Below are 22,403 nucleotides of genomic sequence, written 5' to 3'. Positions count from 1 at the left end.
TTACTTCGACGCGACGGCGGCGTTCTTGTCGAGCAACACCCACTGACCGTCGTGGGCCACGAGGTTGATGCTCTTCACGCCGATCACGCGCCGCGTCGTGGGATCGAAGGTCGCCTTGCCGAACACCACGCTCGGGATGTCGCGAAGCTTCAGCAGCGCGTCGCGCGCACCGCGGCGATCGGCGCCGCCCGTACGCAACGCGTAAGCGGCGATGATCGTCGCGTCGTATGCAAAGGCGTTGAAGGCGTCCGGCTCGCGATGATATTTCGCCTCGAAGGCATGCACGAAGCTTTGCACTTCGGGCCGCGGATCGCCGGGGAAAAAGCTCGTATTGGTGGTGACGCCGTTCACGGCGGTGCCGCCGAGTTCGAAGAACTTCGGCGAATAGACCGAACTGGCCGCGACGACCGGCAGGTCGATGCCGCTCGCACACGCCTGCCGGACGATCTGGGCGCCGTCCGAGTAGTAGGCAATCAGCACGAGCGCGTCTGGATGGGCGGCGTTGACGCGCACCAGGGTGGCGCGAAAATCCTGGTCGGTGGGCTGATAGCCTTCCGCCGCCACGACCTGCACGCCGCGCGCGGCCGCCGACTTGACGAACACGTCCTTGCTCGCGCGGCCCCAGTCGGTGTTCTGGTAGAGCACGGCGACGTGGCGGAAGCCCTGTTTGGCCGCGAGATCCGCGAGCAGCGGCTGCGCATCGGTCTGGCTGACCGACGGGCTCCAGATGAAGTCGCCGCCCTTGGTGAAGTCAGGGTGAGAATTGGTGAAACCGAGTTGCACGAGTCCGGCGCGCTGATAAATCGGCGATGCCGCCATCGAGGCCGGGCTGGAGAAGTCGCCCAGTTCGATCAGGATGCGCGGATCCGCCACGAACTTCTGCGCGATGCTGACCGCCTGGCGCGGATCGCTCTGGCTGTCCTCGAACACGTATTGCAGCGGGTGTCCGTCGATGCCGCCGCTTGCGTTGATCTGGTCGAGCGCGAGATCGAAGCCGGCTTTCCATTGGGCGCCGTATTGCGCATTGGGTCCGGTCAGCGGGCCGCTGACGCCGAAATACACAGGCTCGCCGGTAGCGGTGCCTGACGCGGCCCATGCTGACGGTGCTGCCAGGACGCCGGCGATTCCCAACGAGACGAAGGCGGCAAGCCCCCTCAGTAACTTCCGGCGCGAAGCGGTCGAGGACATGCACTGCCCGACCAACGGCACGGCGGCGTTTTCCGTGGCTTGATCGAGCGCTCGTTGGGGTTGATACGCGAATTCCTTCATGGCGGTCTGCAGGTCGATTTCAACCTGTCGAGTGTCCGCATTCATGCGACCGGGTCGAACCAATTTTTTCGCATATCCATAGCAGGACGGCGTCTTTGCGACGTCGCGCGTGGGCCGTTGCCCTGGCGCGGCGCAAGCCAATCGGCGCCTATCCACGCCCGCAGCTTTGCTTAACGCGAAACATCATTTCGATGCGCGGCACACGGCCCCTAAGATTGCGGCGTCGCGGGAAAGATGAGCTTCGCTGAGAAAAAACATGATTCAGTTTGACGACTTGAGGGACAGCGAATGGGCCCTGATCGAAGGGTTGTTCTGCCATGAGGCGGTAGCGCCGGACCGGTCGGGCCGACGTCGCGTGGAGCCGCGCGCGGTGGTCAATGCGGTGCTGTGGGCGTTGCAGACTGGGCATAGCTGGTCGAGGGTGCCCGGATGGTATCCGTCGCGCCCGACCTGCCAACGTCGCTTCGAAGAGTGGCAAGCCGACGGCACGCTCGCCGAGATTATCCGGCGGCTCGATGCTGCGGGCCGAAAGGTGTCGTTGCGCGGACCTGTAGCCGATGCGCTCAACCAGCGTGCCGCGAACCCGGCTCACGAACGCCTGAAGGGCCTCTCGTGGGCCAGTCCGCAGACGTGGCGCGCGCCGCTCGATATGGCCTGAGATGCACTGAGTTGTCCCGGCAATTGACGCGTCAGGTCGAGAGAACCGGAGGCGTCGCGGGTACGGCAGCCTCTGCCTGAAGGAATTCGATCAACGGATCGAGCATCCGGTGCCGGCGCGCCGGCCCTTTGCGCAGGACGAAGCGCCAGGAAGCCGGGCGCGACAGATCCGGGAAGAGCCGCACGAGGCGTCCGCTGCGCAGTTCCGGGTCGATCAGCGGCGAGCGGCCCAGCGCGAGTCCCGCGCCGCCGATCGCCGCGCCGATGACCTGACTGAAACTGCTGTAGCGGACGATCTTGGTTTCGAAATCGCCGGGCAGGCCGAAGCGCGCCGACCATGTGCGCCAATCGATTTCAGGGGAATTCTGGTGCGACTCCTGCAACAGGCGGCACCGGCACACCGCCTTGGACGCGAACGGATGCAGTTCGGGGCTGCACACCGGAAACACCTCCTCCTGCAGCAGGATCACGTCATCGGGACGCAGCGCGCGCTCCGGCACATGCACGACCGCGAGGTCGATGTCGAAGCGGGCAAAATCCGGTTCGCCATCCTGAATGATCGCGTTCAACGGCGTCTCGGGATGGCGGCTCGAAAACTCCGCCAGACGGCGCGCAAGCCACATGGCCGAGAACGGCACGTTAGCCGAGACGGTCAGCTGCTTCGCGACGCCCTTGATCTGCGAACACGCGTCCTCCAGCATCGACAGCGCCGCGCTCGCGGCGGGCAGCAGGCTCTCCCCAGCCGCGGTCAGGCGAATCCCGCCCATGCCGGTGCTGCGCTCGACGAGGCGAGCGCCCAGCAGTTCTTCCAGGTTGCGGATCTGATGACTGACGGCGCTGGTCGACACGTTGAGCTCGACCGCGGCACGGGCAAAGCCGCCGAGCCGCACCGACGCCTCGAAGGCGCGTAACGCAGTGAGTGGAGGGATGTTGGACATAGCTGGGTATTGTAGGATATTCAACACCCCTTGAAAAACCATCTTTTGCCTGACCCTGCGGCGCACGGTAAGGTCTCGTTGAACCGATGTGACATCGAACCGATTGGAGACCAGGGATGTATTTCGACAGCAGGTTGTGGTTGATGATGGCAGGGTTGCGCCTGCGCGTGGCCGGCGCAGTGGGCCTCGGATTGCTCGCCATGGGCCTGGGCGTCTTGCGCTTCGTCTTCCTCGGCCGGGTCCTCGCGCTGGCCTTCAAAGGCGCGCCGGCGCAGCAAGTGGCGCTGGCGGCGGCCGGCACGGTGGCCTGCATGTTGCTGCGCGCGTGGCTCGATCATCGCCGGATCGTGCTGGCGCAGGGCACGGCCGGGCGCGTGCAGTCGGTGCTGCGCGCGCGCCTGTTCGACCGCATCGCCGAGCTTGGCCCGGCGTGGTTCGGCGCGGAGCGCACCGGCGGCGTGATGCTGGCGGTCATCGACGGCGTGGAGCAGTTGCAGACCTTCTTCGGCGCTTACGTGCCGCAGCTCGTCATCGCCGCCTGCGCGCCGGTGGTGATCTTCGCCGTGCTGGCTTGGTGGGACGTGCCGACTGCAGCCGTGCTGCTGGTCGCCGCGCTCGCGACGCTCGCATTGCCGATGCTGGTCCACAACGCCGACAAGCACGCGGCCATCGCCCGCGCGAAAGCTTTCAAGGCGTTTGGCGAAGAGTTTCTCGACGCGGTGCAGGGCCTGCCGACGCTCAAGGCCTTCGGCCAGAGTGCCGCCTTCGCGCAAAAACTCGCGGGGCGCGCCCGGGCTTTGTCCGACAGCACGTTCTGGGTGCTGGCGCTGGGCCTGCTCACCCGTTTCTTCACCGATCTCGGCACTGGACTGGGCGCGGCCGCCGCCATCGCGCTCGGCGCGTGGCGCGTGAGCCATGGCGCCATGAGCCTCGAAGCGCTGCTGATCATCCTGATGGCCGGAACGGAAATTTTCCGTCCGCTGCGCGATCTGCGCTCCGTGCTGCATCAGGGGATGATCGGGCAATCGGCGGCGAACGCCATCCATACGCTGCTGGAAGCGCGCAGCGACGCGCCGGCCGGCGGCGCGGCCCACGTGCCGGAGTTGCGCGCCAGCATCACGTTCGACAACGTCGGCTTCGCCTATCCGGGCCGTCGTGCCGACGCCCATGCCGGACTCAGCTTCGAGATCGGCGCCGGCGAGACCGTCGGCATTGTCGGGCCGAGCGGCGCTGGCAAGTCCACCATCCTGCGCCTGTTGCTGCGCCAGCACGATGCGCAGGCGGGCGCGATCCGCATCGGCGGTCACGACATCCGCACGCTCGACCCGGACCAGGTGCGCGGCATGATCGCGATCGTCTCCCAGGACAGCACGCTGTTCGACGGCACGATTGCCGACAACCTGCGGCTCGGCCGTCACGATGCCGGCGACGTGGAGATGATCGCCGCAGCCACGGCCGCCAATATCCACGACTTCATCATGGCGCTGCCGGACGGTTACGCGACCCGCATCGGCGAACGGGGCGCCACGCTGTCCGGCGGACAGCGCCAACGCATCGCGATTGCCCGCGCGTTGCTGCGCGACGCGCCCATCCTCCTGCTGGACGAGGCGCTGTCCGCCGTCGACGCGCAAAACGAGGCGATCATCCAGCAGGCACTGGACCGGCTGATGCAAGGCCGCACCACCTTGATCCTGGCGCATCGGCTGTCGAGCGTGATCGGCGCCGACCGGATCCTCGTGCTGGATCAGGGGCGCGTCGTCGAAAGTGGTACGCATACCGAACTGATGACCCGCTCCGGCGCCTATCGCCGTCTGATGGGACCGCAGGTCGCGGCGACCGCCGAACGTCCGGTGGCGATGGAACAACTGCGTGCCGCGCCGGCGTCGTCGGGACCGCAGGTGAGGGCGCTTGCCGAGGACGCGGCGGACATCGGCTGGGGCGATACCTTGCGGACCCTGTTGCGCTTCGTCTGGCCGTGGCGCGTGAAACTCGCGCTGACCGTGCTGTGCGGCGTAGGCCGGGTGCTGGCTTTTATTGGCGTAGGTGTGCTGGGTGCGCTCGTGGTGGCCGGGGTCGCGTCGGGACGACCGGTGCTGGGACTGACGGTGGGGTTATTGCTCGCGGCCCCCGCTGCGGCGACGCTGCACTGGCTGGAATCCTGGCTGGCGCACGACATGGCTTACCGGCTGCTGGCGGAAATGCGCATCGCCTTGTTCGCCAAGCTCGAGCGCCTCGCGCCCGCTTATCTCCTGCGCCGGCGCTCCGGCGATCTGGTGGCGCTGGCAACCCAGGATGTGGAGACGGTCGAGTATTTCTACGCCCACACCGTGGCCCCGGCTTTCGTCGCGGTGCTGATCCCCGCCGGTGTGCTGGCGCTGCTGGCCTGGGCAGCCTGGCCGCTCGCCCTGGTGCTGCTGCCTTTCCTCGCCTGGGCAGGCCTGACGCCGTTGTTCGCGCGCGGCAAGATCGATCGCCTGGGTGGTCAGGCGCGCGCGGCGCTGGGGCTATTGGGCGCGCATCTCACGGAAACGATTCAAGGCCTCGCCGAACTCGCCGCCTTCCAGGCCACCGGGCGCCGCCGCGAGGTATTTCTCGCCGATACCGCTACCTATCAGAAGCAGCGCTCGGCTCTGCTGGATGACCTGTCGCGCCAGAGCGCCGCGCTCGAGGTGGCGACCGGCCTGGGCGGTCTGGCCGTCGCGTTGCTCGGAGCCGTGCTGTCTTCGCGCGGCTGGTTTGCGCATGAATGGCTGCCGCTGCTGGTGCTGGTCTCCGTGGCCGCCTTCATGCCGGTGGCCGAGATTGGCCAGGTAGCGCGTCAACTGGCGGACACGATCGCGTCGACGCGGCGCCTGCATGTCGTCGAAGCGGAGCCTGAACCGGTCACCGACGGCGACCTCCCGGTCCCCACGAATCCGCAGGTGCGACTCGACGCGGTGAGCTTCGCTTACCCGGGGCGCGGCGCACCGGCACTGGAGCGGGTCAGCTTTGCCGTGCGTCCCGGCAGCACCGTTGCGCTGGTCGGTGCGTCGGGCGCGGGCAAGTCGACGGTGGCCAATCTGCTGCTGCGCTTCTGGGATCCGCAGCAAGGCGCCATCACGTTAGGCGGCGTCGACTTGCGCCGGTTGCGCCTCGACGACTTGCGCAGCCATATCGCGCTGGTCGCGCAGGACACCTATCTGTTCAACGACACACTCGAGGCCAACATCCGTCTCGCCGGGCGCGATGTGTCCGACGCGGACGTGCGTCGCGCGCTCGACCGGGCCGCGCTGAGCGAGTTTGTCGAACGCTTGCCGGACGGACTGGCTACCCAGGTGGGTGAGCGTGGCGTGCAGTTGTCGGGCGGGCAACGTCAGCGGGTCGCGATTGCCCGCGCGTTCCTGAAGGACGCGCCGATCCTCGTGCTCGACGAGGCCACCTCGCATCTGGACACGATCAGCGAGCAGCAGATCCGCGCCGCGCTCGACGAACTGATGGCGGCGCGCACCTCCATCATCATTGCGCACCGCCTGTCCACGATTCAGAACGCCGACACGATTCTGGTGATGGATGCCGGCCGGGTCGTCGAGGCCGGCAGTCACGACGAACTGCTGGCGACCGGCGGGGCGTATGCGCGGCTGGTTGCGCATCAGTCGGGTGTGGTGGCCGCGTAGCGGTTTTTAGCGGTCGAAGCGAATCACCACCTTGCCAAAGTGCTGGCCTGACTCGAGATGCCGGTAGGCGGCGGGGGCGTCGTCAAAGCCAAACACGCTATCGACAACGGGCCGGATCTGATGGAGGCCCACGAACCGGGCCACCTCATCGAGCATCGAGCGGCTGCCTACCATGATGCCGTGCAGCCGCTTGATGCCGCCAATCACGGATAGCAGTTCGAGCTGCGGTCCGCTAAAGCCGCTCACGCCGCCGATGATCGACACCAGTCCGCCCATTTTCGTCGCCGCAACCGACCTCGGCAGCGTGTCCCGTCCACCGACTTCCACGACGATATCGGCGCCTGCGCCCTCGGTCAGGCGGAGGACTTCGTTCTGCCATTCGGGCGTGGCCCGGTAGTTGATCGTCGCGTCGGCGCCCAGTTGGCGTGCGCGTTCCAGTTTTTCGTTGCTCGACGACGTAATGATGGTGCGCAGTCCCGCCGCGTGCGCCAGTTGCAATGCGTAGATCGACACGCCGCCTGTGCCGAGCAGCACCACCGTCGAGCCGGGTTTGGCATCGCCGTCCGCGAACAATGCGTTCCATGCCGTGACGCCGGCACACGATAACGTGGACGCCTCGTCGTAGCTCAAGTGAGCCGGGATCGGCACAAGGGCCGCTTCATCGACCACGAACCGCTCGGCCAGCACCCCGTCCGACTGCGCGCCCGGCGAACCGCCGACCTTCCACGGCGCGGGGCCGCCATCTATCCAATGCGGGAAATACGTATTGATGACGCGATCGCCCGGTTTGAAGCGGGTCACGTTGCGGCCGACCTCGACTACTTCGCCCGCGCCATCGCACAGCGGGATCAGTGGAGCATCGGCGAGGCCGAGATAGTCGCCGCGCGCGAACATCAAATCCCGATAGTTCAACGACGCTGCGTGAATCCTGACGACGACGTCGTCCGGCCCCGCCGGGCGGGCCGTCGCATCGCTTCGCTGCAAACCGGCGATACCCGCGCCAGGTTTCAATGTCCATGCATTCATAGCGACCTCTCGAGATAGAAAGAAGTCCCTATGGTAGTGTTGCCTCAAAGGACGCATTGGCGAGATATTGACGACTTACCGTCGCCTGGCAGGAGACAAAGGCGGCAGCGATGGAGGGGCATGCGATGGACGACCGGCTAAGAGGCGTGGCCGAGTTTGTGGACGTGGTGGATGCCGGCAGTTTCGCCGCTGCGGGCGAACGCCTTGGCGTCACGCGCTCTGCGATAGCGAAGATCGTGGACCGGCTCGAGCAGCGTCTCGGCGTGCGCTTGCTGCAGCGAACCACGCGCCGTTTGAGCCTGACCGACGAGGGGCACGCGTACTACGACCAGTGCCGTCGCGTTATGGCTGAACTCGGCGCGGCGGAGGCCGCGCTCGATGCCGGCCGCCGCGAGCCGTCGGGAAGGCTGCGGATTACCGCGCCCGTGCTGTTCGGCCGGCAGTGTGTCGCACCGGTGATGCTGAAGCTGATCGAGCGCTATCCGTTGCTCGACGTCGAGATGTCGTTCAGCGATCGTGTCGCGGATCTGGTTGAAGACGGCTTTGACATTGCGGTGCGAATCGGAGCGCTGCCGGACCATGCAACGCTGGTCGGGCGCCGGCTTGGCGTTCAGCGGATGGGCATTTGCGCGTCGCCCGGCTGGCTTGAGCGAAACGGCCAGCCGTCAGGCCTCGCCGAGCTTGGCTCGCTCGTCGGCGTTGCCTACGGGCGTGGCGGACAGAGCATGCCGTGGCGCGTGCTCGGGGCAGACGGCGAAGTGCAGGAGGTCCGTGTTGCCTCGCGCCTGCGCTACGACGATCTCCAGGCCATTGCGGACGCCGCCGCGGCTGGCGCGGGCCTCGCATGGTTGCCGTGCTGGCTCATGGCGCCGTATCTGCGCGACGGCCGCCTCGCGCTCGTGATGGACAGCAACAGCGTGCAGGGCGCGGAGGTGCACTTATTGCGCTCGCAGTCGCGGCACATCCCGTCCAAGGTACGCGTCGCAGTCGATGCGCTGGTCGAAGAGATACCTCGGGTGCTGGCCAGGATCTGAGCGCGGTGCGGGTTTGGTCAGGTTGGGATTCCTAATCGGCTCCATAGGAGATGCAGAGAGTATCGGCGAAAACGTATCGGCGCACGCGGGCGTTCACGCGTAAGGCGTGCCCGCCAACGCGGCCTTCAGGCCAACGCTTCCCTTATCGACAATCGCGAGAAAGACGGCCTTTGCCTCCTCTGCATCCTGCTTCTGCCGAAACGTCCGGTGCGCCTGGATGAGGGCCACGGTCCACGTTGCGAGGAGCAGATCGGCCGCCAGATGAGCGTCGGGATCGCCAGGTTTTCGCCCGACGCATTCGGATAGCGCCACCGTGACGACTTGCGCAAGTTCATCGCGTATCGCTCTCGCTCGAGCCTTGAGGGTTCCGCTGCCCTCGATCGTCTCGATGAAGCCCTGGCTCGCCACAGAAAATTCGATGAACGGGCTCCGTTCCGCAACCAGCCGATGAGCGAGCAGACGCAAGGTCTCGATCGGAGCCACGCCGGGATCGTGCCGCCGCAACGCTTCGCGCAGCATCTCGCGACCCTCTTCGTCGCGATCGAAGAACATGTCCTCCTTGCGCGGAAAGTGATTGAACACCGTCATCCGTCCGACGTCGGCGGCGGACGCGATCTCGTCCACCGTCACGTTGTCGAAGCCCCGCTCGAGGAATAGGCGCGTGGCGGCATTGGAGATGCCTTGCCGCGTGGCAAGGCGCTTACGGGATCGGCGATCGGCTGGGATTGACATGTCGCCATTTTACCGCATAATAAATGTACTGAGTACACATTTGGATTAAGTATATGTCAACAACAGTTGATGTCGTTGTGGTGGGTGCCGGGCCGGTCGGACTCCTGACCGCCATTGAGCTGACCTTGGGCGGCGTGCGCGTCGTCGTGCTGGAACGGCTCGCCGCCGCGAGCGAGGCCATGAAGGCCATGGCGGTCGGCCCGCTTGCATGCGAAGCGTTACAGCGTCGCGGGATGGCGGCGGGCATCGTCACCGAAGAGGCGCGCAGTTTCGCGGTGATGAAGCAGTTCACCGAGCAGACCGGCGCGGACCTACGCGTCCGGGCGGCGAAGTTCAGCGGCCATTTCGCGGGCCTGCTGATCAGAAAGGACGCGCAGAACGAGCCGGAACGGCGCGCCTGCGCGGTGGGTCAGCAGGGGCTCGAAGCCATCCTGGCCGACCGCGCGCGTGCGCTTGGTGTCGAGGTTCGCCGCGAGTGCGATGTGACGCGCTTCGTCGAGCAGGCAGATGGCATCGACGTCGAGTGGGCCTCTCCGCGAGGCCCAGGCCGGATCCGCTGCGCCTGGCTCGTGGGTTGCGACGGGGGCCGCAGCTTCGTCCGCAAGATGGCCGGCTTTGATTTCCCCGGCACGGCTCCCACCTCGACGTTCTACCAGGTCATCGCCGAGATCGACCATCCTGAGCGTCTGTTGCCTATTGGTTGGCGTCGCACATCGGATGGCGTGTTTTCTTATGGGCCTGTTCCTGGCCGGCTGTTCATGCTGGACTTCATCGGTACGCCTGAAGATCGGCAGGCGCCTGTCACACGCGAGGAAGTCGAGGCTGTGCTACGCCGCATCAGCGGCGGGGACGTCCGTGTGACAGCGCTCGAAAGCGGCAGCCGATGGGCCGACAACACGCGGCTTGCCGATACCTACCGCCGGGGCAGAGTGCTGCTTGCCGGCGATGCGGCGCATGTCCATTCACCGTTCGGCGGTCAGGGCCTGAGCCTTGGACTCGTGGACGCGGCCAACCTCGGCTGGAAGCTCGCCGCGGTCGTTCGCGGCGAGCTGCCCGACAGCCTGCTCGACACCTACACGGCCGAGCGGCGCCCCGTCGCCGAGGCCGTGCTGGCCAACACCCTGGCCCAGGTCGCGATCTTGCGGCCCGATCCGCAATCGGGTGCGATGCGGGACCTCATCGCAAACCTCATACAGCTCGATGACGTCAATCGCCTCATCAGCGAGATGATGCGCGGTCTTTCCACCCGTTACGATTTCGGCTCGGAGCGGGACGACGTCGGACGGCTGATCGGCGACAGGCCGATCGGCCAAGGCGGTGCGAACGTCTCGCTGTACGACGTCATGCAGGACGGCATGGGTGTGCTTCTCGACGCCTCAACCGGCGGCAACGCTTCCACGCTCGTTGCAACCACCACGCAGAGAGTGCGTTGCGTCGCCGTCGATACGGGCCCATCGATGCTGATTCGTCCCGATGCCTGCGTTGCCTGGGCCGGCGAGGGGAACGGCATCGACGGCCTGGAGGAAGCGCTGCGTCGCTGGTTCTAGCGCTGTCTTTCGCAAAGCGCCGCGATCTCCACAGTCGAGGCGCTTTCGTGCGCGAGGGTGCGCCGGTCCATCCATTCGCGCACGACGTTCTCGACGCGCCGTTGGGCTCTCAAGCCCAGCGACATCCAGCAGTAAAACCCGGCGGCGTCCTGGTTTTGTCTCGTCAGAGCTTGTCGGCGGATTCGACAAGCTTATCCTGCGTCCGCGTATCGAAGTCACTGGCCGCATGGCGTTCATGCAACTGATCCGCCGGCTCGCCGAACACGCGATTGACCTTGCGTCCGCGCCGCACGGCCGGGCGTTCACCGATCGCATCCGCCCAACGCTGGACATGCCGATAATCCTGCACCGAGAGAAACTCGCCCGCCTCATAGAGCCAGCCTTTTACCAGCCCGCCGTACCAAGGCCAGATGGCCATATCGGCGATCGTGTACTCGCTTCCCGCGATGTATTCGTTATCGGCGAGCTGCTTGTCGAGGACGTCGAGCTGACGCTTTACCTCCATCGCGAAGCGGTCGATCGCGTATTCGAATTTGCTGGGGGCGTACGCATAGAAATGGCCGAAGCCGCCGCCCAGATACGGCGCGCTGCCCATCTGCCAGAACAGCCATGACAGGCATTCGGCGCGCGCGCCGGCTTCGGTCGGCAAAAACGCGCCGAATTTCTCGGCGAGGTATTGCAGAATCGCGCCGGACTCGAACACCCGGATGGGCTTCGCACCGCTGCGATCGAGCAGCGCGGGGATCTTGGAGTTCGGGTTCACGCCCACGAAGCCGCTGCCGAACTGTTCGCCGTCGCCGATCCGGATCAGCCACGCGTCATATTCCGCACCGCTGTGGCCGAGCGCCAGCAGCTCTTCGAGCATCACCGTGACCTTGACGCCGTTGGGTGTTGCCAACGAATAGAGCTGCAGGGGATGCTGGCCGACCGGCAAGTCCTTGTCGTGCGTCGGTCCCGAGATCGGGCGGTTGATGTTGGCGAAACGGCCGCCATTGTCCTTGTTCCAGGTCCAGACCTTCGGCGGCTCGTAGTCGGCTGTGCTCATGCTTCACGCTCCTTGCATCGTGGGAATAGGGGTGTCGAAGCGAGATTAACAAATTGCCGGAGAACGTGCTGACGACGTGAGAACGCCGCAAAGCCGCACGACGCGGAATCCGCCCGGCAACTCGCGCAACTGCATGTTGTCGTGAACGCCGGGCAAGCGGCGAAGAGAATGCCTGAGGAATCCGAACAAAAATATGGAAAAGCCGACACCATCCGGTGGATGGCAAATGCGCAACGTGCGGAAACGGCTTTGCATACTTCCTTTACTCAACCGCTCACACTCTTTACAACGGATTTAGATGGAGGCCGATATCATCGCTCCGCTTGACGCCGCTAGGCCTTAGTCAGGCGTTATTGTCAGGAGCGAACTCATGTTTGAAATCGGCAAGGAATATTCCCGGGAAGACATTCACAGCGTAACGGGGGGATGCAAGCAGGCCTTCCTGCCCGTGAAAGGCGGCAAGGTCGTGGCCGCGCGATTGCGCCAGGATCTGAACCCGTATGCCCCGGACGTCATTGTGTGCGACGGCAGTGCCGCCGCCCGCGCGGCCGGTCGAACGCTTGCGCGGCAGACAGACCCGGTTCCGGTATTCGTGCGAACGGCATCCGACCGCTTTCGCTATATGGGCGAGTACGTCACGGACGAATCGCTGACCGCTCCGCTCGACTACGAAAAGTACGTCAGGAACAGTGGCTTTACGCTGGGCCAGATTTCGCGCGTGATCAAGATGAAGCGCCGTTGAATCATCGCATTTGATGCGCTGAATGGCGCGTGTCCGGCCGGTCGGCGCTGCCGGCGCCGACCGGATGCACCGTTCGATCGTTTCTCCGCTCCCCGCATTACTCTCAGAGGCCTGCTATTGGGGTTCCATCGGACCCCGGGCCCATGTACTCCTCGCCCCACCAGGCTCCCCTGTTCAGGGGATGGCCGTTTCTCCTGCCGGATTTCATGATGGCGTCAATCGGGGTGCCACCGTGCGTGATAAGCCTCGTTGACCTGTGTCAGCCCGACTTATTTCCCGCTTGAAGGAGACATCTATGCAGGACGCCGCGCAGCACTCGACGCCATCACCCTATGCCTATCCACTGCTGATCAAGCAGCTGCTTCATACGCCGTTCGTTCAGGCGCAGCAGCAGGAGATCGTCTACCGCGATCAGGTGCGGATGAACTATGCCACCCTGCGCGAGCGCATCGCGCGCCTTGCCAACGGGCTCCATCAGTTAGGCGTACGGTACGGCACGACGGTGGCGGTCATGGATTGGGATAGCCACCGTTATCTGGAGTCGTATTTCGCTGTGCCGATGATGGGCGCGGTGCTTCAGACCGTCAATGTGCGGCTGTCGCACGCGGAGATTGCCTACACCATCAACCATGCGGGCGCAGAGGTGCTGTTCGTTCATACCGACTTCCTGCCGGTAGTCGAGGCGATCAAGGATCAGCTTGAGACAGTTCGCACCTTCGTGTGGATCGACGAACCGGGCAGCGATAGCTGCGCTCATTCGATCGCCTTCGCGACGGAATACGAAACGATGCTCGCGCAAAGTCCGACGAGTTTCGACTTTCCGGACTTCGATGAGAACACTCGCGCCACCACCTTTTACACCACGGGAACGACAGGTCTGCCCAAGGGCGTGTACTTCTCGCATCGGCAACTGGTGTTGCACACCATCACGTTGATGGCGGCGTTGTCGAGCCCGGAGTCGGGTCAGCGTTTCCACCGCGGTGACGTGTACATGCCGTTGACGCCGATGTTCCATGTGCATGCATGGGGAATGCCGTACATCGCCACGGTCCTCGGCGTGAAGCAGGTCTATCCGGGCCGCTACGTGCCGGAGCGTCTTCTGCAGCTCGTGCGCGACGAGGGCGTCACGTTCTCGCATTGCGTGGGCACGATCCTGCACATGCTGCTGTCCGCCGACGACGCAAAGCAGACGGACTTCAGCAAGTGGAAAGTGATCATCGGGGGTGGGGCGTTGCCGCATGGTCTCGCCCGCGCGGCGCTCGATCACGGCATCGACGTATTCACCGGCTATGGCATGTCGGAGACTTGCCCCGTGTTGAGCCTTGCCCAGTTGCCGCCGCACAGCGGAACGCTCGATCCCGAGGAGGAAGTGCGGCTGCGTTGCAAGGCCGGGTATCCCGTTCCGCTCGTCGATCTGCGCATCGTCGACGACGCGATGGACGAGGTCGCACACGACGGCAAGGCGTTCGGTGAGATCGTCGCGCGCGCTCCGTGGTTGACACAGGGCTATCTGAACAATCCTCAGGCATCCACGGACCTGTGGGCAGGCGGCTATCTGCATACACAGGATATCGCCAACATCGACCCGACCGGCAGCGTTCAGATCACCGACCGCATCAAGGACGTCATCAAGTCGGGCGGGGAGTGGGTCTCGTCGCTTGAAATCGAGAGCCTGATTTCACGGCACCCGGGCGTTGCCGAAGTCGCGGTGATCGGGATCAAGGACGAGAAGTGGGGCGAGCGGCCGGTTGCCCTGGTAGTGCTCAAGGCGGGCACGGTCGTCACGGAAGACGAGATCAAGCAGCACGTGATGGAGTTTGCCACGACGGGACGCATTTCAAAGTATGCGGTGCCGCAGAAGGTCAGGTTTGTGGACGCGCTCGAGAAAACCAGCGTGGGCAAGACCAACAAAAAGTGGTTGCGCGAGCAGTTCACTTCGCACCAGGAGTCTGCACGATGAGCATCGAAAACTACAGCGTCGCGACGCTCGAAGACTTCATTGGCCGTGAGCTGGGCGTGTCGGACTGGATCGTGGTCGATCAGGCCCGCATCGACAACTTCGCGGCATGCACGGGCGACAGGCAGTGGATTCACGTCGATGTCGAGCGTGCGAAACGCGAAAGCCCCTATCGCGGCACGATCGCCCATGGCTACCTGACGCTTTCGCTGCTGGCGGGACTCGCCATCGAAATCGGCATTGTGCCCGCGGATGCATCGGCAGGCGTGAACTACGGTCTGGACAAGGTGCGTTTCATGGCGCCGGTGAAGGCCGGAGCGAGGGTGCGCAGTCGCGTGACGCTGGTGTCGGTCGAACGTAAGGACGGCGGCCGGATCATCGTCAAGACGATGAACGAGTTGCAGATCGAAGGCGAGGACAAGCCCGCGTTGATCGCGGAGACGCTGGCGATGCTGGTCGTCCAGGCACCGTCGTTCAAGAGTCGGAAAGAGATGAGTGAGGAGCAGCAGCATGGCGGCAAGCACTGAAGGAAACACAGGGCGTCAGAACCCGGACGATGTCGCGGCGTCTGCCGCCGAGGGCATATTGGGACCCAATCCGTTTGTCGGGTTGCGGCCGCGCGACGTGCTTGCCACCGCACAGCAGATCGGCGCGCAAGCACTACGGCAACCTGCCTTGCTGGTGGAACAGGAGGCGGCGCTGGTCCGCGATCTGCTCGCGGTGCTGGGAGGCAGCGCGAACTGCGTACCGCCTCAAGGCGACAAACGCTTTGCCGACCCTGCCTGGCAGGACAACTCGCTGTACCGCATGACGCTTCAAGGGTACATGGCATGGCGTAACGCGCTGACCGGGTTTGTGGACCGCTCCGCACTCGATGCGGCGACCAAGGAGCGGGCGCAGTTCGTTCTGTCGCTCCTCACCGATGCCTTGTCGCCGACCAACACCTTGCTCGGCAATCCGGCAGCGCTCAAACGGATCATCGATTCGGGCGGCGCGAGCCTGCTGGGCGGCGTGAAGAACCTCGTGACGGACATGCTTCAGAATCAGGGCATGCCGGCCCAGGTCGACAAGACGGCGTTCAAGGTGGGCGAAAACCTGGCCACCTCGGCGGGCGCGGTGGTGTTTCGCAACGAAGTGCTTGAGCTGATCCAGTACGCGCCGGCCACGGAGCAGGTGTACGCCCGGCCTCAACTGATCGTGCCGCCGCAGATCAACAAGTTCTATGTCTTCGATCTGTCCGAAGGCAAGAGCATCGTCAACTATCTGGTGAAGAACGAGTTTCAGGTCTTCGTGGTGAGCTGGCGCAATCCTACCGCCGCGCAGAGTCATTGGGATCTCGACACCTATGTCGCGGCGTTGCTCGAAGCGCTCGAGGCTGTGCGCGACATCACCGGTAGCGAGGACATCAATCTGCATGGCGCCTGCTCCGGTGCGATGACGATTTCGGCGCTTCTCGGCCACCTCGCAAGCCGGGGAGAGCAGCGCGTCAACGCCGCGACGCTGATGGTCGCGGTTCTCGACAATACCGCCGACTCGCAACTGGGTCTCTTTGCCACGCCCGAGGCCATCGCGGCCGCGAAGCAAAACAGCACGGCGAAAGGCGTGCTGGCCGGCGAAGAAATGGGCCGCGTGTTCGCATGGATGAGACCGAACGATCTCGTCTGGAACTACTGGGTGAACAATTATCTGCTGGGCAAGGCGCCGCCCGCATTCGACATCCTGTACTGGAACAACGACGCCACCCGGCTGCCGGCACGCATGCACGGCCAGTTGCTCGATATTTTCACGGGCAATCTGTTCAGCAAGCCTCGTGCGCTGACGGTGTTGGGCACGTCGATCGACCTGTCCGACGTGACGTGCGACAAGTACGTGGTGGCCGGCATGACCGACCACATCACGCCGTGGATGGGTGTCTACAACACCGCGCGCGCATTCGGCGGCGACACGCGCTTTGTGCTGAGTTCGAGCGGCCATATACAAAGCCTGATCAACCCGCCCGGCAATCCGAAGGCGAAGTTCTTCCTCAATCCCAACCTGCAGGGCAGTGCCGACGCCTGGCTCGCCAATGCCCAGACTGAAAAAGGCACGTGGTGGGACAACTGGTGCAAGTGGCTTGCGGACCGGTCCGGCGAGCGCCGCCTCGCGCCGGCGTCGCCTGGCAGCGAACGGCATCCGGCCGGCGTGAAGGCGCCTGGGACCTACGTCATGGAAGCGTGAGCGCAACGATTGCCACGCAATGAAAACGTTTTTTTAACGCAGTTACTATGGAGTATTGATCATGGATGCAACCAATCCGAATAGCATTTTCGCCGAGTACAAGAAAGTCATCGGGCAATTCAAGCTGCCCGGCGTCGACGTCGGGGCCATCCTCGATTCGAGCCGTAAGGATATCGAAGCGATTGCCGAAGCCAACACCACCGCGCTCGCAGGCGTACAGTCGCTGGCTCAGAAGCAGTCGGAGATCCTCCGTACGACGCTGAGCGAGTTGCAATCGCTGGCCGGCCGCGTGCCTCCGTTCGGCGCCCAGTCCGCGGCAAACGCGGGCGAGGTGGTCCAGCAGGCGCTGCACAAGGCGCTCGTGGATATGCAGGCGCTCGCCGAGACGGCATACCGCGCGCAGTCGGACAGTTTTGCCGTCGTCACGAAGCGCGTGGCGGAGCATGCTGAAGAACTGAAGGCGCGTCTTCAACCTAAGCAGTAATCCGGCATGCCCACCGGCTTGCCCACTTTACTCACCCAGTGTCCTTCCAGAAGATCATCCGGAACATAGAAATGCATACGAGCTCTGAGTCCGCTTGCAGCATGCAAATCCAGACGATCGATCTGGATGGGCAGAGGTTGCGCGTGGCGACATGGCGTGGCAGCGACGCCTCGCCCCCGTTGCTCATTTTCAACGGCATCGGCGCCAATCTCGAACTGGTGGAGCCTTTCGTCACAGCGCTTGACGATGTGGGTGGAATTGTCTTCGACATTCCGGGTGTTGGAGGGTCGCCTGCGCCCGTGGTGCCCTATCGTTTTTCGACCTTGTCCGTGCTGACGGACAAGCTGCTGTCGCGGCTCGGTTATACCGGCGTGGTCGACGTGCTGGGCGTATCGTGGGGCGGCGCGCTTGCGCAGCAGTTTGCGCGCCTGTACCCCGAACGTTGTCGCAGGCTGATTCTCGCGGCCACTTCACCTGGCGTCATCATGGTGCCGGGGAAATGGTCGGTGCTGTCCAAGCTGATCGGGCCGCGACGGTACACCGATCCCGCCTATCTGCAGCAAATCGGCGCCGAGATATATGGCGGTGCTTACCGGCGCGATCCGGCGTTGCTGGCGGCGCACAGCAAGCACATCCAGCCGCCGCGTGGCCGTGGCTATTTCTATCAGCTGTTTGCCGTTTCGGGCTGGAGCAGCTTGCCCTGGCTCGGCGCGCTGCGGCAGAGAACCCTGGTCATGCACGGTAGCGACGATCCTATCGTGCCGCTGACCAATGCGAAGATTCTGGCCGCCCGTATCCGCGATGCGACGCTCTACGTAATTGATGACGGCCACCTGTTTCTCATCTCGCGAGCTAGCGAAGTCGCGCCGGTGGTACGCAAGTTTCTCCTGCTGGAGTCGAGTTGAGTTTCTTCGCGGACAGCGGCGGGAGTGCGCGGCCGGCGGCGGACGCGCGCGAAGAGCAGGCCTTGCGACGTCTCAAGCAGATGCGCTGGACGGCGACGAGCCTGCTGGCCTTGATGATCATCGTGTTGGTGGCGTGTAACCTCTACCAGGGCGCTCACGGCTGGCTCGTCTGGCCGCGGGCGTTTGCCGAGGCGGGCACGGTCGGCGCGATCGCGGACTGGTATGCGGTCGTCGCCTTGTTCCGTCGTCCTTTGGGATTGCGCGTTCCTCATACGGCCATCATTTCGCAAAACCAGCAGCGGATCGCCGAGCGCCTCGGCGACTTCGTCCATGAAAATTTCCTCGCGCCGGACTTCCTGATGCTCAGGCTGGCCGGCTATAACGCCACCCAGGCGCTTGGCCGATGGCTCGCGCGTCCGAGCAACAGCCGCGGTGTGGCCGATGTCGCCATGGACTCGCTGGTGGAATTGCTCGACGGCATGGATGAGGACGACCTGCAGCGGCTATTCGAAGGGTTCGTCATACCGCATTTGCGCACACTCGATCTGTCGCGCGCAACCGGTCGTCTTTTGCAGTTGCTGACCGATGCCGGTCGACATCAACCGTTGCTGGATTGCGGCCTCGAGGCGCTGAAGGCATGGCTGACGTCGAACGCGGGCGTGATCAGGGCCAAGTTCAGCGAGGCGTCGCTTTACACGCCGGCGCCGCTCGACGCCTATATCGTCAGGAAGTTTATCGAAGGCATCGTCGCGCTTCTTGGGGAAGTGGCTGGCAATCCTGAGCATGAGCTTCGTCGCCAGCTCGACGCTGCGCTGCAGGCGCTCATTTCGCAATTGCAGACCTCTTCCCAGTACCGGCGCTTCGGCCACATCCTGATGCGCGACTGTATCCGCCATGTCAGGAAGGCAGATAGTCGCCGCGCGATGCTCGAGCATGTGCGTGCATGGTCAACCACCCGACTCGGCCCCAAAGATGCGGAGAGTCGCAACGCGCTGGCGGTTCTGCTGGTTTCGTTCGGCAGGACCCTCCGTCGCGATCCTGCGATTCAGCGCAAGCTGAACGCGTGGTGGCTTGCGCTGGCCGACAAACTCGTCACGCGGTACGGACGTCAGTTGTCCGCACTGATTACCGAGGTGGTGCAGAGCTGGAAAGCGGATGAAGTCAGTCGCAAGATCGAAACGGAAATCGGTCGCGATCTGCAGTTTATCCGCATCAACGGCACGTTCGTCGGGGGGATGGTTGGCGTGCTGCTCCATGCCGCCACGCTCGCGCTCGCAAGATGAAGAACCCGCCGCACCGGGCTAGACGGTGGCAACCAGCCCCATGGCCTGGGCTCGTGCGACAGCTTGCGCCCGCTTGTCGACAGCCAGTTTGATGAACATGTTCTTGACGTGGGTCTTGACCGTCTCGGGAGCGATCCCGAGGGTGCGGGCGATTTCCTTGTTCGACTGGCCTTGAGCGATGAGTTCGAGAATGCCGCGTTCCCGCGCGCTCAACGGTTCATATTCGATTTCGCGCGCGGGCTTGATTGCCGGTCCGTACAGCGCTCGCCAGCCATCCAGCAGACGATCGATGTAGGCGACGGTCGCCTTCGTTTGCGGCGTGACACGCGTGTCGTCGCGCACGGCCTGCAGAAGCGGTCCGACTTCCGGTCCCTGATCCAGAATCGAGCGGTAAATGTCCGTGTTGGCGTTCAGGACGCCGCGAAAAACTTCGACGGCGCGCGCCGGTTCGTTCCCGCGCAGCCAGATGAGGGCTAGCACCGTCCGCAACCGGAGCGCAAGGTAATCGCCATGCCGCTCTTCGACGCTGTGCAAGGCCGAGGTCAACGAGCCGACCGCGTCTTCCGTGCGGTTCTGGGCCATCGCCAACCATCCGACCGCGAGGGCGCGAAACGTGTCAATCTCCGGGGAAACCGGATCTGCAGCGGCCATTAGAGCGGCTACGAGCTGCTCCAGTTGACCCACACATGCCGCGGCCTCCGTGATTCGGCCTTCCTTGAGGTAGAGCCGTGTCCGTTCGACGGCGACGCCTGCAAGCAGCCTGTTCCAGCCGCGGGCGTAACCCAGGGTCTGGGCCTGATTGAGTAGCGCGTGGGCCTGTTCCAGATTGGACCGGGCGATAGCGATGCGAACCAGCACGCGATACGCGATGAATACGCTGTCGAGCAGCACCGCGAGGTCCATCGCAGGCATCAGCTCGACCAGCAAGGCTTCCGCATCATCCAGACGGCCCTGTTCGTACCAGATGTGCGCAAGCATCGGCGCACAGAGTGCGGCTGAAATGGACTTCGGACCGGCATAGCGCTCGGCTAGCTGCATCGATTCGCTGAAATAGCGCTCGGCGAACCCGAAGTGCATCTGTTGCATCTCGGCGTGGCCGAGCAGGCACAGCCGGTAGACAGACGCGAACACGTTGCGCTGGTCTTCGTCTATCGAATCGGGGATCCAGGGCGTCGCATACAGCGCTTCGAGATTGCCTGCTTTCCAGTGTCCGAAACGTGCAACGTTGGACGCCGCGTTGGTGGTCCAACTGTCGGTGGAGGGCCGCGCGAGACAGCGCTGGGCCAGTGCCAGCGCGCGCGGCGCATCGTCCTGCAAGCCGGCGACCACCGAGCGGATGCCAAGGCATTCCCAGCGCGTATTGTCTGCTTCATCGCCTGCGCCTGCGCCGGCGTCGGCTTCGATCGTATCCAGCATCGCGAGCGCTTCGTCGAAGCGCATGGCGAGCGCCAGCCCCCATGCGATCGCAAGGCTGATCTTGACTTGCCCACGCATCAGCGCCGCCGGAAACTGCCTTTGCCAGCCAAGCAGCGTCAGCAGATCGCCTTTCCTGACGAGTGCCATTGCGCAATGGCCCATCAACGAGACCGCCTTTTCCGTGTCGCCCGCCGCAATGGCGTGTTTGACGGCGTCCGTCCATAGCGACTGTCCGGCGTACCACGCGCACGCACGGCGATGCAACTCCGCCAGTTCGTCGCGATGCTGCGTTTCCAGGCGGCGGCGCAAGTAGTCGCCCATCAGATGGTGATAGCGGAACCAGCGTCCTTCGATATCGAGCGGCTCCAGCAGCAACTGGCGCGCGGCAATCGTGTCCAGCAAGCCTTGCCTGGCGTCGAGGCCTGTCACTGCTTCGCATAGCGGCGCGGTGAGACGCTCGAGGATGGAGGTGCGCAACATGAAGCCGACCATGTCGGCGGGCAAGCGCCTCAGCATGTCTTCGAGGTAGGCGGCGAACGGCCGCGACGCGCCCGTGGGCACGCTAATGTCCGAATCGCGCTTGTATTCGTCGCGCGATAACGCCGACGTGGAAATTCGCAGCGCGGCGGCCCAACCTTCCGTTCTGGCGAACAGCGATTTGACGCTGGCCGCCTGCAGCGCACCGGGGCACTCGTGTTCGATGAAGCACTGTGTTTCGTCGAAATTGAAGCGGAGTGTCGACGCGTCGATTTCGAGCAGATCATTGGCCGCTCCGAACCGCGCAAGCGGGAGAGGCGGGTCGGTCCGCGTGCAGATCACCACGTGCACGTTCGACGATGCATTCGCGATGAAGAACGACATCGCGTCGTGAATGACGGGCTGGCCGATCAGGTGATAGTCGTCGACAAACAGATAGACCTCTTCGTCGACGTCGATCAGTTCGTTGATCAGCGTCGCCACCACGGTTTGCGCCTGCGGCAGCGAGGCCTCCGACGTGAGACTGATTGCCGACGCACCGACGCTCGCGCATGCATTGTGCAAGGCGCGCGCCAGGTGATGGAAGAAGCGGGTGGGTTCGTCGTCGTCGGCGTCGAGCGACAGCCAGGCGGCAAGCGCTCCACCTGAACTGAAGCGCTTGAGCCACGTGAGCGCCAGCGACGTCTTGCCGTATCCGGCCGGCGCCTTGATGACGGTCAGCCGTGCGTATTCCGCCTTTTCGGAGAGCAGGACGAGCCGCGGCCGGTCGATCAGCCCGGCGCGCAGGCGTGGCGGAAGGACCTTCGTGGCGAGAAAGAGCGGGGCGCTATTGGGACGAATCGCTTCTGTCGCGTGCATCGGTTGCTCCAGACATTCGGGTTGACCCTGACTACCGTTTCCCGTCTATACGATTGCGCTCCCCTTAAAGGGGGATTCTGCGTGGGGCAGCGCTGAGACACCATAGGTTCATAAATCATACGCCCAACCTCCGTAGGCAGGGCCCTATGTCATGGATGGAATT

At 64.2% G+C, this 22,403-nt stretch carries 17 protein-coding genes; 11 read left to right on the top strand and 6 right to left on the bottom strand.

Annotated features, from left to right (window positions below):
* On the bottom strand, positions 1 to 1,188 hold the full coding sequence (locus P3T42_RS10670; protein ID WP_429306294.1) for an ABC transporter substrate-binding protein: 1,188 nt from the start codon (positions 1,186 to 1,188) through the stop codon (positions 1 to 3).
* A gap of 337 nt (positions 1,189 to 1,525) precedes the next feature.
* On the opposite strand from P3T42_RS10670, the gene P3T42_RS10665 reads away from it, so the two are divergent.
* Positions 1,526 to 1,927: an IS5/IS1182 family transposase gene (locus P3T42_RS10665; protein WP_074295356.1), complete on the top strand. Its 402-nt coding sequence runs from the start codon at positions 1,526 to 1,528 to the stop codon at positions 1,925 to 1,927.
* 31 nt (positions 1,928 to 1,958) lie between these two features.
* Here P3T42_RS10665 and P3T42_RS10660 read toward each other — a convergent pair whose 3' ends face one another.
* Positions 1,959 to 2,864, bottom strand: coding sequence for a LysR family transcriptional regulator (locus P3T42_RS10660; protein WP_074295357.1), 906 nt, complete (start codon positions 2,862 to 2,864; stop codon positions 1,959 to 1,961).
* A gap of 116 nt (positions 2,865 to 2,980) precedes the next feature.
* On the opposite strand from P3T42_RS10660, the gene P3T42_RS10655 reads away from it, so the two are divergent.
* Complete coding sequence (locus P3T42_RS10655) at positions 2,981 to 6,517, top strand: ABC transporter ATP-binding protein (RefSeq protein ID WP_429306000.1); 3,537 nt, start codon at positions 2,981 to 2,983, stop codon at positions 6,515 to 6,517.
* Between the two features lie 6 nt (positions 6,518 to 6,523).
* On the opposite strand, the gene P3T42_RS10650 is transcribed toward P3T42_RS10655, so the two are convergent.
* Positions 6,524 to 7,543 (bottom strand): zinc-dependent alcohol dehydrogenase family protein, encoded by a 1,020-nt coding sequence (locus tag P3T42_RS10650; RefSeq protein ID WP_429305999.1) that lies wholly within the window; start codon positions 7,541 to 7,543, stop codon positions 6,524 to 6,526.
* A gap of 125 nt (positions 7,544 to 7,668) precedes the next feature.
* Between P3T42_RS10650 and P3T42_RS10645 the strand changes: the two genes are divergently transcribed.
* Positions 7,669 to 8,577 (top strand): LysR substrate-binding domain-containing protein, encoded by a 909-nt coding sequence (locus tag P3T42_RS10645; RefSeq protein ID WP_074295360.1) that lies wholly within the window; start codon positions 7,669 to 7,671, stop codon positions 8,575 to 8,577.
* A gap of 93 nt (positions 8,578 to 8,670) precedes the next feature.
* Here P3T42_RS10645 and P3T42_RS10640 read toward each other — a convergent pair whose 3' ends face one another.
* Positions 8,671 to 9,309, bottom strand: coding sequence for a TetR/AcrR family transcriptional regulator (locus P3T42_RS10640; RefSeq protein ID WP_429305998.1), 639 nt, complete (start codon positions 9,307 to 9,309; stop codon positions 8,671 to 8,673).
* Positions 9,310 to 9,362: 53 nt separating this feature from the next.
* Here P3T42_RS10640 and P3T42_RS10635 point away from each other — a divergent pair, with 53 nt between their 5' ends.
* Positions 9,363 to 10,856, top strand: coding sequence for an FAD-dependent monooxygenase (locus P3T42_RS10635; protein ID WP_429305997.1), 1,494 nt, complete (start codon positions 9,363 to 9,365; stop codon positions 10,854 to 10,856).
* Between the two features lie 163 nt (positions 10,857 to 11,019).
* Here P3T42_RS10635 and yghU read toward each other — a convergent pair whose 3' ends face one another.
* Positions 11,020 to 11,901, bottom strand: a complete 882-nt coding sequence (gene yghU / locus P3T42_RS10630) for a glutathione-dependent disulfide-bond oxidoreductase (RefSeq protein ID WP_429305996.1) — start codon at positions 11,899 to 11,901, stop codon at positions 11,020 to 11,022.
* Between the two features lie 370 nt (positions 11,902 to 12,271).
* Here yghU and P3T42_RS10625 point away from each other — a divergent pair, with 370 nt between their 5' ends.
* The 7 genes from P3T42_RS10625 (at position 12,272) to P3T42_RS10595 (ending at position 19,489) form a co-directional block, all read left to right on the top strand.
* Positions 12,272 to 12,643 (top strand): DUF6697 family protein, encoded by a 372-nt coding sequence (locus P3T42_RS10625; protein WP_074295364.1) that lies wholly within the window; start codon positions 12,272 to 12,274, stop codon positions 12,641 to 12,643.
* A gap of 295 nt (positions 12,644 to 12,938) precedes the next feature.
* Positions 12,939 to 14,603, top strand: coding sequence for a fatty acid--CoA ligase (locus P3T42_RS10620; RefSeq protein ID WP_429305995.1), 1,665 nt, complete (start codon positions 12,939 to 12,941; stop codon positions 14,601 to 14,603).
* Complete coding sequence (locus P3T42_RS10615; RefSeq protein ID WP_429305994.1) at positions 14,600 to 15,127, top strand: MaoC family dehydratase; 528 nt, start codon at positions 14,600 to 14,602, stop codon at positions 15,125 to 15,127. Before P3T42_RS10620 ends, P3T42_RS10615 begins: the two co-directional genes overlap by 4 nt.
* The gene (locus tag P3T42_RS10610) at positions 15,111 to 16,817 is read left to right on the top strand and encodes an alpha/beta fold hydrolase (protein WP_429305993.1); all 1,707 of its coding nucleotides are present in this window, start codon (positions 15,111 to 15,113) and stop codon (positions 16,815 to 16,817) included. Before P3T42_RS10615 ends, P3T42_RS10610 begins: the two co-directional genes overlap by 17 nt.
* A gap of 61 nt (positions 16,818 to 16,878) precedes the next feature.
* Entirely contained in the window at positions 16,879 to 17,301 is a 423-nt protein-coding gene (locus P3T42_RS10605) for a phasin family protein (RefSeq protein WP_074295367.1), read from the top strand.
* Positions 17,302 to 17,372: 71 nt separating this feature from the next.
* Positions 17,373 to 18,206, top strand: a complete 834-nt coding sequence (gene phaZ / locus P3T42_RS10600; protein ID WP_074295368.1) for a poly(3-hydroxyalkanoate) depolymerase — start codon at positions 17,373 to 17,375, stop codon at positions 18,204 to 18,206.
* A complete protein-coding gene (locus P3T42_RS10595) occupies positions 18,203 to 19,489 on the top strand; it encodes a DUF445 domain-containing protein (RefSeq protein WP_429305992.1) in 1,287 nt (428 codons plus the stop codon). Before phaZ ends, P3T42_RS10595 begins: the two co-directional genes overlap by 4 nt.
* Positions 19,490 to 19,507: 18 nt before the next feature.
* Here P3T42_RS10595 and P3T42_RS10590 read toward each other — a convergent pair whose 3' ends face one another.
* A complete protein-coding gene (locus P3T42_RS10590; RefSeq protein WP_429305991.1) occupies positions 19,508 to 22,240 on the bottom strand; it encodes a LuxR C-terminal-related transcriptional regulator in 2,733 nt (910 codons plus the stop codon).
* Between the last annotated feature and the right edge of the window lie 163 nt (positions 22,241 to 22,403).

The organism is Paraburkholderia sp. GAS38 (assembly GCF_050434965.1).
Classification (GTDB): domain Bacteria; phylum Pseudomonadota; class Gammaproteobacteria; order Burkholderiales; family Burkholderiaceae; genus Paraburkholderia; species Paraburkholderia phenazinium_A.
The sequence above is the reverse complement of the archived record's forward strand: the minus strand, read 5'-3'. Positions and strand labels throughout refer to the sequence as shown.

Coding starts and splice junctions, on each gene's coding strand:
- P3T42_RS10645 (WP_074295360.1), top strand. CDS start 7,669: ATGGACGACCGGCTAAGAGGCGTGGCCGAGTTTGTGGACGTGGTGGAT.
- P3T42_RS10615 (WP_429305994.1), top strand. CDS start 14,600: ATGAGCATCGAAAACTACAGCGTCGCGACGCTCGAAGACTTCATTGGC.
- P3T42_RS10635 (WP_429305997.1), top strand. CDS start 9,363: ATGTCAACAACAGTTGATGTCGTTGTGGTGGGTGCCGGGCCGGTCGGA.
- P3T42_RS10650 (WP_429305999.1), bottom strand. CDS start 7,543: ATGAATGCATGGACATTGAAACCTGGCGCGGGTATCGCCGGTTTGCAG.
- P3T42_RS10625 (WP_074295364.1), top strand. CDS start 12,272: ATGTTTGAAATCGGCAAGGAATATTCCCGGGAAGACATTCACAGCGTA.
- P3T42_RS10590 (WP_429305991.1), bottom strand. CDS start 22,240: ATGCACGCGACAGAAGCGATTCGTCCCAATAGCGCCCCGCTCTTTCTC.
- yghU (WP_429305996.1), bottom strand. CDS start 11,901: ATGAGCACAGCCGACTACGAGCCGCCGAAGGTCTGGACCTGGAACAAG.
- P3T42_RS10655 (WP_429306000.1), top strand. CDS start 2,981: ATGTATTTCGACAGCAGGTTGTGGTTGATGATGGCAGGGTTGCGCCTG.
- P3T42_RS10605 (WP_074295367.1), top strand. CDS start 16,879: ATGGATGCAACCAATCCGAATAGCATTTTCGCCGAGTACAAGAAAGTC.
- P3T42_RS10660 (WP_074295357.1), bottom strand. CDS start 2,864: ATGTCCAACATCCCTCCACTCACTGCGTTACGCGCCTTCGAGGCGTCG.
- P3T42_RS10640 (WP_429305998.1), bottom strand. CDS start 9,309: ATGTCAATCCCAGCCGATCGCCGATCCCGTAAGCGCCTTGCCACGCGG.
- P3T42_RS10620 (WP_429305995.1), top strand. CDS start 12,939: ATGCAGGACGCCGCGCAGCACTCGACGCCATCACCCTATGCCTATCCA.
- P3T42_RS10665 (WP_074295356.1), top strand. CDS start 1,526: ATGATTCAGTTTGACGACTTGAGGGACAGCGAATGGGCCCTGATCGAA.
- P3T42_RS10670 (WP_429306294.1), bottom strand. CDS start 1,188: ATGTCCTCGACCGCTTCGCGCCGGAAGTTACTGAGGGGGCTTGCCGCC.
- phaZ (WP_074295368.1), top strand. CDS start 17,373: ATGCATACGAGCTCTGAGTCCGCTTGCAGCATGCAAATCCAGACGATC.
- P3T42_RS10610 (WP_429305993.1), top strand. CDS start 15,111: ATGGCGGCAAGCACTGAAGGAAACACAGGGCGTCAGAACCCGGACGAT.